Origin of the sequence: Mycetohabitans rhizoxinica HKI 454, assembly GCF_000198775.1 — a bacterium.
Classification (GTDB): Bacteria; Pseudomonadota; Gammaproteobacteria; order Burkholderiales; family Burkholderiaceae; genus Mycetohabitans; species Mycetohabitans rhizoxinica.
Map to the genome: position 1 here is coordinate 2257331 of NC_014722.1, position 11288 is coordinate 2268618.

The 11288-nt window shown below is 57.1% G+C and carries 8 protein-coding genes and 3 pseudogenes; 7 read left to right on the forward strand and 4 right to left on the reverse strand.

Annotated features, from left to right (window positions below; all coding sequences use genetic code 11):
• The first annotated feature begins 4 nt into the window (after positions 1-4).
• From galE to RBRH_RS09865, 4 genes are all read left to right on the forward strand, one after another.
• On the forward strand, positions 5-1027 hold the full coding sequence (galE, locus tag RBRH_RS09850) for a UDP-glucose 4-epimerase GalE (protein ID WP_013436084.1): 1023 nt from the start codon (positions 5-7) through the stop codon (positions 1025-1027).
• 24 nt (positions 1028-1051) lie between these two features.
• Positions 1052-2152 (forward strand): MraY family glycosyltransferase, encoded by a 1101-nt coding sequence (locus RBRH_RS09855; RefSeq protein WP_013436085.1) that lies wholly within the window; start codon positions 1052-1054, stop codon positions 2150-2152.
• 231 nt (positions 2153-2383) lie between these two features.
• Positions 2384-2752 (forward strand): response regulator transcription factor, encoded by a 369-nt coding sequence (locus RBRH_RS16310; RefSeq protein ID WP_013436086.1) that lies wholly within the window; start codon positions 2384-2386, stop codon positions 2750-2752.
• 604 nt (positions 2753-3356) lie between these two features.
• Positions 3357-4409, forward strand: coding sequence for an O-antigen ligase family protein (locus tag RBRH_RS09865; RefSeq protein ID WP_157864425.1), 1053 nt, complete (start codon positions 3357-3359; stop codon positions 4407-4409).
• An 18-nt stretch (positions 4410-4427) separates the two neighbouring features.
• Here the strand turns inward: RBRH_RS09865 and RBRH_RS09870 are convergent, their stop codons facing one another.
• From RBRH_RS09870 to RBRH_RS09885, 4 genes are read right to left on the reverse strand one after another with little or no spacing between them, the layout of a single operon-like run.
• Positions 4428-6317 (reverse strand): polysaccharide biosynthesis protein, encoded by a 1890-nt coding sequence (locus RBRH_RS09870; protein ID WP_013436088.1) that lies wholly within the window; start codon positions 6315-6317, stop codon positions 4428-4430.
• Complete coding sequence (locus RBRH_RS09875) at positions 6304-7347, reverse strand: MraY family glycosyltransferase (RefSeq protein ID WP_013436089.1); 1044 nt, start codon at positions 7345-7347, stop codon at positions 6304-6306. The genes RBRH_RS09870 and RBRH_RS09875 overlap by 14 nt, the downstream gene beginning before the upstream one ends.
• Before the next feature lie 14 nt (positions 7348-7361).
• Positions 7362-8318 (reverse strand): UDP-glucose 4-epimerase family protein, encoded by a 957-nt coding sequence (locus RBRH_RS09880; RefSeq protein ID WP_013436090.1) that lies wholly within the window; start codon positions 8316-8318, stop codon positions 7362-7364.
• Complete coding sequence (locus RBRH_RS09885; RefSeq protein WP_013436091.1) at positions 8315-9136, reverse strand: glycosyltransferase family 2 protein; 822 nt, start codon at positions 9134-9136, stop codon at positions 8315-8317. Before RBRH_RS09885 ends, RBRH_RS09880 begins: the two co-directional genes overlap by 4 nt.
• 197 nt (positions 9137-9333) lie before the next feature.
• On the opposite strand from RBRH_RS09885, the pseudogene RBRH_RS20300 reads away from it, so the two are divergent.
• The 3 pseudogenes from RBRH_RS20300 to RBRH_RS17390 form a co-directional block, all read left to right on the forward strand.
• Positions 9334-9955 (forward strand): annotated as a pseudogene (locus tag RBRH_RS20300) (transposase); the annotation flags it as partial.
• Positions 9944-10934 (forward strand): annotated as a pseudogene (locus tag RBRH_RS21575) (IS110 family transposase). The pseudogenes RBRH_RS20300 and RBRH_RS21575, both read left to right, overlap by 12 nt.
• Before the next feature lie 12 nt (positions 10935-10946).
• Positions 10947-11168: pseudogene (locus RBRH_RS17390) on the forward strand (IS3 family transposase); the annotation flags it as partial.
• Positions 11169-11288 lie beyond the last annotated feature (120 nt).

The window sequence follows — 11288 nt, forward strand, 5'->3', positions numbered from 1 at the left end:
AACGATGACGAATCAAGGCACGATCCTGGTCACCGGCGGTGCGGGCTTCATCGGCTCGCATACCTGCGTGGCGTTGCTCAACGCGGGCTACGATGTCGTGGTAATCGACAATCTGGTCAACAGCAAGGTTGACGCGGTGCGCCGCGTCGAGCGAATCACCGGCAAGACGGTTCAGTTCCACCAAGCCGACTCGCGCGATGACCGCGCGCTTCGGCAAGTGTTCGAACACCGCCCGATCCGCGCCGCGATTCACTTTGCCGCGCTCAAGGCGGTGGGTGAATCGGTGCAAAAACCGCTGGACTACTATGCGAACAACCTGGACAGCTTGCTGGCACTGCTGCGCGTGATGAATGAGCATGATGTCAAACACATCGTGTTCAGCTCGTCAGCCACCGTGTACGGCGTGCCACAAAGCGTGCCGATCGACGAGTCATTCCCATTGTCCGCAACTAATCCTTACGGCCAGACGAAGCTGATGGCCGAACAGATCCTGCGCGACCTGGCGCACGCCGATACCGGCTGGAAGGTCGCCACGCTGCGCTATTTCAATCCGGTCGGCGCGCACGAGAGCGGGCTGATCGGCGAGGACCCGAACGGCATCCCGAACAATCTAATGCCATTCGTCGCGCAGGTGGCAGTCGGCAAGCTGCCGCGTTTGCGGGTCTTCGGTGGGGACTACGATACGCCGGACGGCACCGGCGTGCGCGACTACATTCATGTTGTCGACCTCGCGCGCGGACACCTTGCCGCACTTGATACACTGTTCGCGCAGAGCCGCAGCTTTACCGTGAACTTGGGCACCGGCAAGGGCTACAGCGTGCTGGACGTGGTGCGTGCCTTCGAGCGGGCCTGCGGCCGCGAAGTCCCGTACGAGATCGTCGCGCGCCGTCCCGGCGACGTCGCGGCCTGCTACGCGGATCCGGCGGCGGCCGAGCGGGTCATCGGCTGGCGCGCCGAGCATGGCATCGAAAGGATGTGCGCGGATCATTGGCGCTGGCAGGTGAACAATCCGAACGGCTACGCCTAAGCCTTGCGAGGAGACGCAGTACCCATGCTCAGCTTCGCCATTGCCTTCTTGATTTCGCTGCTGGTCACGCTCGCCATCGTCCGTTACGCGAACACGCACCAGCACCTGTCGACCGATACCGATCTGAGGGGCGTACAAAAATTCCATGTTCGGCCCGTGCCGCGCATCGGTGGCGTCGGCATCCTGCTCGGACTGGCGGGCGGCGCTATGCAGCTGCGCGGCGCGTATCCATCGGTGGCCGACGGCATTCTGCTGCTGGCCGCCTGCGGCTTGCCCGCGTTCGCCTCCGGGCTGATCGAGGACCTGACCAGGCGCGTGAGCCCCTTTACGCGGCTCGTCGCGACCATGGTCGCCGCAGCACTCGCGTATTGGCTGCTCGACGCGGCCATTACCCGTATTAGCGTACCGTGGCTGGATTTTGCACTCGCGTATCCGTGGGTATCCGCGGTCATCTCGGTGCTCGCAGTCGCCGGTCTGGCCAATGCGATCAATATCATCGACGGCTTCAACGGACTCGCGTCGATGGTCGGCTTCATGATGTTCGCTTCACTTGCGTATGTCGCATTCCAAGTCCACGACCCGATCGTGCTGTCCGGCTCGCTGGTCATGATGGGGGCAATCATTGGCTTCTTTTTGTGGAACTTTCCGGCCGGACTGATCTTTCTGGGCGACGGGGGCGCGTATTTCATCGGCTTCATGCTGGCGGAGTTGGCCATCCTGCTCGTGATGCGCAACCGCGACGTTTCCGCGTGGTATCCGCTGCTGCTATTCATGTATCCGATCTTCGAGGTCTGTTTCTCGATCTACCGTAAGCGGTTCGTGCGGGGGATGTCGCCAGGCATTCCGGACGGCGTGCATTTGCACATGCTCGTCTACAAGCGGCTGATGCGCTGGGTGGTGGGCGCGCGCACCGCACGGGAGCTGACCCGGCGCAATTCGCTGACCTCGCCGTACCTATGGTTGCTCTGCCTGATCGCTGTGATCCCGGCAACGTTGTTCTGGCGACACACCGTCCACCTGTTCTGTTTTGTCGTGCTGTTCGTGGCAACCTATGTATGGCTGTACGTGAGCATCGTGCGCTTTAAGGCCCCCCGCTGGCTTGTGTTTCGTAAGCGCCCGCGCTGATTCGTCTCGGTGCGCCGGCCGCTATGCCGGGATGAGAATCAGCGTTCTGGGCGATGACCCAAGCCAGGCGGTATTCATTTGCCAAACGCTGAGCAAAGCTGGGCACATGTGCCATTCATTCTCCAAACGCCAGGCCTTCGTGCACCCGTTGCTCAGGCAAACCCTCGATCTGCTGGTGCTGGACTGGAACGTGCCCGACATGCCAGGCAAAACCTGCCTCCCACCCTGCCCATGCTGTTCATGACCAGCCACAGCTACGAGACGGATATCGTGTCGATGCTCAACGCCGGCACGAACGACTACATCGTGCAGCCGGTGTCCGCGCAAATCCTGCTAGCGTGCGTCGAAACGCTGCTGCGTCACGCGTACCGGCAGTCGGTGTCGGGCTCGCGCGAACAGTTCGGCGACTATACGTTCGACAGCGCGCTGCAGCCGGTGCAGGTGCGTGACACGCCGGCATCGCTGACCAACAAGGCGTTTGAACTGGCGCTACTGCTGTTTCGCAATCTCGCGCGACCACTGTCACGATCGCACATTTTTGAGCGAAACTGGAAACAGGACGTGGATATTCCGTCGCACACGATTGACACGCTTATCTAATTGACACGCATATTTCAATGATTCGCTCAAATTGCAGCTGCGTTCACACGACGCACTGCATGCGAGACCCGGTGCGCCGACAACATCGAGGTCTATCGGACGCAGCCGAAGGACACCCTGTACGGCATTGCTGAGCGCTACCTGATCCGCTTCGGAGACTAGAAGGTGCTGCAGCGGGTGAACCGAGTTGCGCAGCCGCGGAGCACGCGGACCTTTGCGACGTTGCGCCTACCGAGCCAACTGCTTAAGTGCACGCCATTGACCGTCCGCGTGCTAATGGCCGGCGTGGCCAATCGACGCGGAGGCGGCAGTTATAATGAGCGCCCTGTACGCAAGATGCCGGGCATGTCCATCGAGGATGCCATCGCCCGCGCCGCGCTGAAGAACAACCCACAGCCTCGTATTCATGTACCCGAACCGATTTGTCACAGGGGTCGCCACAGCCGCGATCATTCTTTCACCTGCGCTAGTGCTGACAATGCAGGGGGGGACCGGTTACTGCTATTTCACTTTGCTCATGTTGGCGCTAGGTTGGACAGCGCATCCGGCTAACTGGGAACGTTGTCGATCGATATGGCGCGAGTACCGACTTTATCTTATTAGCATGCTGGCGTTGCCGGTGGCCGTCCTATTTCAAGTACTCGTACTGCACACAGCCAAGCTATCGGCATTTGATTCCATACTACGGTTTGGTTTGATTGTACCCAGCTTCCTCCTGCTCGCCTCACTGCCATCCGCCCGACTCCGCTTGGTACAATGGGGCTTCGTTGCCGGAGCCATTGCAACTGGCGCCTGGGCGCTTTATGAGGTGCTGCACACCGGCTCTTGGTCCATGCCCGAACGCCTCGGCAATGCGTTCATGAACCCCATCCCTTTTGGCGGAACGGCCCTGCTGCTTGGCTTTCTTGCCTTTGCATCACTTGAACGTGACCGGAAAATCTGGTTAGGCGAATGGGCTCTTAAAATCATTGCCCTGCTATGTGGATGCTACGCCTCGTACCTGTCCGGCGCACGCGGCGCTTGGATAGCGTTACCCGTGCTCGTGTGGGCCTCGATGGCCGGACGGCATTGGTTGTCCAATCGTTGGACTGCAGCCGGGCTAGTACTGCTACTGATAGCAGCACTAGGCGCGCTTTCGACTACAAATATGGTTCAAGAACGCGTGAGCGCACTTGAATCCGACATACGCAAGCTCTCAGCAGGCAACACCGAATCGTCGACGGGCATACGTCTTGAATTATGGAAAGCATCACTGGAACTGTATGCCGAACAGCCGGTCTTCGGTGTCGGAAAAGGCCGATTAAAGGAAGGCATGATGCATTTTCCGAAGTATAACCATTTGGTGTCCGATTTCCATATGCACCTTGCGCATAATGAAATACTGTCTATGCTTGCCGAGGCGGGTACAGTGGGCCTTGTCTGCCTTCTCTTGCTTTATGGGGGACCACTACGATACTTTTGGAAATACCGACGACATTCAGACCCGACCATTACAAATGCAGCATATATGGGCCTGATTATGGTGCTGGGAACCTTCGTGTTTGGACTGACGAACGATGTTTTCGCGGTTGTGATGAATGCAGCGTTTTACGCCCTGACGACCGCGACATTGCTAGCCACCATCGCTAGTCGAAGAAGGGAACTGGCTGAGCGCTGACGCATTATAGAGGCCGTGCTATCCGGCGGCATGGGAAGCGCGATTTTTGGTAGGCACACTGTGCAGCATCGCGCCCCCAGTTGGCTGATATTCGGGGACCCAGCGTCTCAAATCACGTCGTACTTCGTCATCGGACAGGATCCGCTGTTGCATCAACCATGGCAGCAGATCATCCAGTAAGTTATTCAGTACTTTACGCGCCCGTGCGATACGCAACTTCGGATGTGGCGTGCGAATCGTCGTTTCTTCGTCGGCTAGCAACTCCTCGTACAGCTTCTCGCCAGGCCGCAAGCCGGTAAAGACGATTTTTATCTGGTCCTCGTTAAAACCATACAGCCGGATCAGGTCACGCGCCAAGTCGGCGATACGTACCGGTTGGCCCATGTCAAGCAGGAAGATCTCCCCACCTTGCCCCATGCTCGACGCCTGCAGCACCAACTGCGACGCTTCGGGAATTGTCATGAAAAAGCGGGTAATGCCCGGATGCGTGACGGTCACCGGTCCACCACGCGCGATCTGTTCCTGGAACTTCGGTATCACGCTGCCTGCACTGCCTAGGACGTTGCCGAAGCGCACTGTCTCAAGCTTGGTTACATGCGTGCTCTGCTGCAACACCTGGCAGACCATTTCCGCCATCCGCTTGCTGGCACCCATTACGTTGGTTGGATTAACGGCTTTGTCGGTTGATATCAGCACAAAACGGCACACCTTGTGCCGGATTGCAGCGCTGGCAACACGATACGTGCCGAGCACGTTGTTACGTATTGCCTGCCATGCGTTAAGCTGCTCCATCAGCGGGACATGCTTGTATGCGGCGGCGTGAAAAACGATATGAGGCGCGTACCTGGCCATAACCTGGTCCAGCAGCAAAGAATCCTTGGCATCGCCGATTACCGGTTTGATCGACACGTCTGGGTAATGGTCGTGCAACTCTTCGCTGAGTCGGTATATCGCATATTCGGACAAGTCAAAAGCAATCAGTTGAACGGGACCGAAGCGCAGGATCTGCCGGCACAATTCCGACCCGATTGATCCGCCAGCTCCAGTCACCATCACCACTTGGCCCTTCAATAACGCTTCGACATGTGCGGTATCAATCGACACTGGATCGCGTCCCAGCAGGTCTTCCAGATCGATTTGACGAACTCTGGACAACGGCGACTGACCCTGCGTCAATGCAGTCAGTCTCGGCAGAACAAAGGCTTGGATTCCTGCCCGTACGCACGCGGTCGCGATACGTCGATGTGCGTCGACCGACGCAGACGGAATTGCGATGATAACGTGCCCAACCTTCAGTTCAGCGGCAAATCGCTTCAGTTCGGATATAGGTCCAAGCACTGGGTAGCCATAAAGCTCACGCCCGTGCTTCACAGGATCATCATCCAGCAAGCCAACCAGCCGCCACTCTCCCGACCGTTTTAGCTCACGGACAATACTTGCCGCCGCATTGCCAGCTCCCAATACGAAAACTGGTTTGCCTTGGCCGACCAGCCCACCGTATAGATAAAACTCCTTCGCTGCACGATAGATCGCACGAGCGCCGCCCATTCCCAGAAAAAGCAACATCGGCGAGACAGCCAACACAGATCGGGGAATGATAGGAACCGGTTGGATCATCACGGACGCAACCATCACCAGCACGGCGCCGAAACAGATCGCTTTGGCGATCCGCATCAGGTCCGGCAAGCTTGCGAATACCCACATGCCGCGATATAGGCCAAGCAGTCGAAACATGGCGCCATACAGCGGCAATACCCAAACCAGTGCATGCAACGCGCCGGTGCGGAAATCGTCCGGAACCGCTCCATTAAACCGGATGATGTAGGCGCAGGCCCAGGCCAGCGCAACCGAGCATAAATCAAACGCAAAAGCACTGGTTGATAGCCATGAGGCTTTAAGTTTGATCATCGGCACCAAGACCTTCAACAAGAGTGGAACTGGCTACGTAGCTACGCCAACGCCGGTCAACCCAATAACCCATCGCCACAAGCACCAGCACCCAGCCGAACACTGCCATCCACTGATATAGGGAAACTAACCGCAAAGCGACGATGGCGAGCATTATGCCAGCCACCATCACCCCATACCAAATTAGCGCCGTAGTCGCATGCCCCAACCCCGAACGCACCATCCGTTGATAGTAATGCTCTCTGTGGGCGTGCCAAAATCGCTCGCCGCGCCACAACCGCTTCAGCAACGTCACAGAAGCATCGCCAATGAAGGGGGCGAATGCCAGCGCCGGAAACCACACAGGCCAGACTCCGCCTCTCCATCCCCAATAGCCAAGCGCTCCAGCAAGAAATCCAAGCGGGATCGATCCGGCGTCGCCTAGAAAGACCCGGGCCGGATGGAAATTGAAAAGCAGGAAACCGGCCGCAGCACCGGAGATCGCTGCGCTCGCGGCGGCAAGTTGTACGTCCGGATGGTTGGCGGAAAGTGCCGCGTATGCATAGCCGCCAAATCCAAATAACGCCATGCCCCCCGCTAGGCCATCCGCACCGTCCATGAAGTTGTAAAGGTTAACTAGCCACAACAGCAAGAATGCCATGAGCACCAGCTCCCACCAGGGGACAGGCGTCCGATAGGCAAACACTAACGACACCACCGCAATCAAATGACCAGTAAAACGCATCCGAGCAGGTAAGCCGCGCCGGTCATCAATCTGTGACAGCGCCGCCAGCAAACCTGCCGCTGCGGCCGGCATCCATAGCTTTGGTGCGCTCACCCAGATGAGTACCACCACGACAGGAACGATACCCCATCCCCCGACGCGTGGCGTTGGCCGCACATGTAGCGAGCGGTGGTTCGGCACATCTGTGGCGAGACGCCACGCGAGGCCGGTTTGGAGTAGGTAAGCCAAGATAGCAATAACAGCGACCAGCCCAGCCATGGCGAGCAGCACGCACGTCTCCAAAGGGGAGAGATTTAAACCCTGCATAAGAGACATTCGTTTCAGTGAGTCGCTCGATACCACATAGCGGTTTTCATCAAGCCTTCTTCAATAGAGTATGGGACACGCCACCCTAACACTTCGCTGATATGCGATATATCGAGCCGCAAGTCGTTGACTAGACGCTCAACCGCTTCTGAGCGGCCGGTAAGCCGGCCCCCAATCCGCAGCATCCGCACCGGGACAGGAATAAGCCGCGTGGGCACATTCAACTGCTGTGAAAGCGTCCGCACCAATTCCGCCACCGTCAAATCCGAGCCATCGCTCACATGAAACGTTTCTCCTGCGGCAGATGGGTGAAGCGCGCAATGTATCAATGCATCTACAAGATTATCTAAGAAGACCATGCTGCGGCGCGCATCGACGGAGCCAAGTGGCAATGGAATCCCGCGGTCAATCGCTGTCATCAAGTGCAAGAAATTGGCGCGCACACCCGGCCCATACACTAGCGGTGGGCGCACAATGACAATTTCCATGCCGGTGCTACGCCCGAATAGGGTAAGCGCTCGCTCTGCCTCCAACTTCGACAAGCCATAGGGATCGACCGGCGCAGGCGTGACCGTTTCCTTTAAAGGGCTACCGCCATCCGTTTCGCCCGCCGCCTTGATACTGCTGACGAAGACAAAGCGGCGCGCTCCTGCGGCGCGCGCCGCTTTTGCAACGCGAACTGTGCCGTCAACATTAGTTGCACGATACGCGGCAAGCGAGTGCGCAGCCTCATCGTGCATAATATGAACGCGGCCGGCGAGATGGATTACACAGTCGCTGCGGATGCAACGCGGCCACATCCGTTCCAGCCCATCAAAATCGTTTCCTACACTCAACCAATTATGTACGCCTTCGCAAGCAGGCTGACCATGACGAGCCACCCCGGTGACCCGGCCACCGAGTCCGAGCAACGCTTGGCATAACCGCCGACCAACAAATCCATTCGCTCCGGTTACGACGAAACTGGTCATATCCACTTCCAGCCAAAGCGGCGGTAGAATTTAAACGCTGATTGGGCGAACATACCGATGTGCTTAACGCCTTTACGCGACGCTCCGCCGCCGTGGTGCACGATGCGCACGGACGGCACGTATGCGATCCGCGCAACGGCGTGAGTACGCAGGCTCAAATCGTAGTCCTCGAAGTATAAAAAATAGCGTGGATCAAAACCGCCAAGTTTCTTGAGAATGTCGGTGCGAAATAGCATGAAGCAACCACTTACGATTGGGGGATCCCAAACCACGTCTCGGCTGTTGAGGATTTCTCGCAGCTCGTAGTTGGCAAGACGATAATCAAACCACCTTTTAAGCGCTGGAGGAGCAAATCCACGCAATAGTAAATCGGTGACGGTGGGATAGCGGCGGCAGAGGTACTGCTGGGCACCATCACCACCGACGATCAGCGGCGTTATCAGTCCGACATCGGCATGCTTGTCGAGAAAATTAATTGCATTCCAAAACGCATCTTCATCAATTTCAACGTCTGGATTCAATATCAAGTGAAAACGCGATTTTGCGCCATTGATAGCCAGGTTATGCCCTTGTCCATAACCTATATTACCGTGGCCGGAGAGGACCGAAACTTTAATGTTGAAATCTGCGAGTGCAGATTTATAGTCTAAATTATGTAGGTCTGTACCGTTATCAACCAGTGTCAGCATAGCGTAAGGCTGGGTGGCTAATCCCTTCAGGCCTTCCAAGCGTCTCAATGCGGCGCCAAGACTTGTCAGCGTATTGCGCAAAACTTCCAGCGGCTGACGATAGGTGACAATTGAAACGGAGATCAGCATGGCGCTCTACAATGTATAAGTTAATCGAAGCGCCCCATCGAGGCAGCCGCAACGCAGCCTTCCCACGCCGTGCTGCGCTGCTATTTTACCGCGAGCATTCGCGTCGAACTGTCAACGTTAGTTGAAAATTTACTTTTCCGAGGTGCAGACAAACTTGGACTACTTGGAGGTAGTCCAAGTACTCGTACGAAGAGCGCATTCGAGCGGTTGAGCTGTCCATAAGACTCGGGAAACGCAACGCTGCTACCATCCGTCAGTTGGGCTACCCGACAAAAAATGCTCTCAAAAGCTGGCATCGAGAGTACGAACGATGTCATGATCTGCCGGCGCGCTATGTGCAGTCAAGGCCGAAGTACTCTGTCGAACAGAAGAAGCGGCCGTCGAGCAATATTTAAACTATGGTCACTGCCTTTCTGGAACCTTGAGGGCATTGTGATATCTGGGGCGGGGAACGCTCGCAGCCTGGGTCAACGAGCTGCGCCCTGGAACCAGGAAATGCATTGTCGGCAAAGCTGAAGGCATACCGCATCCCCGAAAGTTGAAGCAGTCGGCAGTCATCGAGCTGTGCACTCGAGAGGAAAGTACGCGCGTGGTTGCTCAAAGGACAGGCGTGAACAGGCCGATATTATATAACTGAAAAAATAAATTACTTGGTCGTGAGGTTCCGGCATCCATGAAACGCCACAACGATTCGCCGCACCCCCTGAACGGGCAGTACTGGAGCGGTCAAATCGCTTCGAGGCGACATCCGGCAATTGCGGCTTGAACACGACATCTTGAAGAAAGCCAATGAACTGTTAAAAAGGCCTGGGCGTCGACACGCATGTCGGAGCAGTAATCAGCGAAACAGGAAAGCTCCTCGGAACGCTGTCGGTGTCTACCGAAACGGCGAAATACCTTAAATTCCTGTCTTGGGCAAATCCTCTCGGCCCTCTGCACCGCGCTGGCGTTGAAGGAACCGGCACGTATGGCTCAGGCCTAGCACGCGTGCTGCACGATCACGATGTCGAGGTGCTGAAGGTTAATCGTTCTGATCGAGCTACGCGCCGATTGCGTGGAAAGTCCGATTCCACCGATGCGGAAAAGGCTGCGCGAGGAGTCCTCGCCGGAAAAGCAACGGCAATTCCCAAAGAGTAGTCTGGAGCGGCCGAAGCGATGCGAGCTGTTTCCGTTGCTCGTTGCAGCGCCGTCAAAGCCAAGCCGCAGGCGATCAATCAGTTGCGGGCGTTGTTGGTGAGTGCTCCACAGGACATCCGCGAACGCCTTCTGAAGACGGTACTGCCGAATGCATTGCAAACTACGCACGGCTGCGCTCGTTAGGCGATACACCTATGTTGCAAACGCTGGCTACCAGGCTGCGCTTGCGGAAGAGATCAAGACGCTTGATACGATGCTCGAGCGGCTAGCCCTCCAGCATGCCAGCCGGCTTCCACAACGATTTGGCGCCGAGCCTCAGACAGCGGCAGTGCTTGTTGCTGTTGCGGGCGTTAATCCCAAACGCCTGAAAAGTGAAGCTGCACTCGCAGCGCTCTAGGACACAAGCCCATTGTAGGCGTCTTCTGGCAAAACGGTCCGACATCGCCTGAACCGGGACGGCGACCGCGCTGCAAACAACGCCTTGTTGATCATTGCCATGATGCGCATGCGCAGCGATTCGAGAACACGGGCTTACGTCGAACGACGGACTAAGGAGGACATGTCTAAGAAGTAAATTCATCGCTGCCTGAAGCGCTATATCGCCAGGGAACTGTACCCGCTCATTCTGGGCAACTTGGCCGATTCGGGGCGCACTACTTGACATAGGAACGTCAATGCGCTGGCTGAAACGATCAACGGCCTGTACAGGCGGGCTGATTCATCAGCGCGCCCCTTGGAAAACGAGGGCATCCATCGAACTGGCAACACTGCAGTGGCTGACCTGGTACAGCCATCATCGGCTGATGGAGCCGCTCGGCTATAACCTGCCCGCTGAGGATGAAGGAAACAACTACAGGCAACCCAAAATGCCGCTGACGTGCCTGCATTCATTTAAACCAACCTGCCTCCACGATTGCCGGTGCGGTTCATTCCACTGGTTCCGTCATAGTCGCCCCCACCGCTACGCAATCAGTTATCATAGGCGGCTACGGGCCGCTTTACGGCGGCGTACATC

What these genes read in the sequence shown, in the direction of transcription:
- galE (WP_013436084.1), top strand. Translation starts at nt 5, where the DNA reads ATGACGAATCAAGGCACGATCCTGGTCACCGGCGGTGCGGGCTTCATC.
- RBRH_RS09855 (WP_013436085.1), top strand. Translation starts at nt 1,052, where the DNA reads ATGCTCAGCTTCGCCATTGCCTTCTTGATTTCGCTGCTGGTCACGCTC.
- RBRH_RS16310 (WP_013436086.1), top strand. Translation starts at nt 2,384, where the DNA reads ATGCTGTTCATGACCAGCCACAGCTACGAGACGGATATCGTGTCGATG.
- RBRH_RS09865 (WP_157864425.1), top strand. Translation starts at nt 3,357, where the DNA reads ATGCTGGCGTTGCCGGTGGCCGTCCTATTTCAAGTACTCGTACTGCAC.
- RBRH_RS09870 (WP_013436088.1), bottom strand. Translation starts at nt 6,317, where the DNA reads ATGATCAAACTTAAAGCCTCATGGCTATCAACCAGTGCTTTTGCGTTT.
- RBRH_RS09875 (WP_013436089.1), bottom strand. Translation starts at nt 7,347, where the DNA reads ATGCAGGGTTTAAATCTCTCCCCTTTGGAGACGTGCGTGCTGCTCGCC.
- RBRH_RS09880 (WP_013436090.1), bottom strand. Translation starts at nt 8,318, where the DNA reads ATGACCAGTTTCGTCGTAACCGGAGCGAATGGATTTGTTGGTCGGCGG.
- RBRH_RS09885 (WP_013436091.1), bottom strand. Translation starts at nt 9,136, where the DNA reads ATGCTGATCTCCGTTTCAATTGTCACCTATCGTCAGCCGCTGGAAGTT.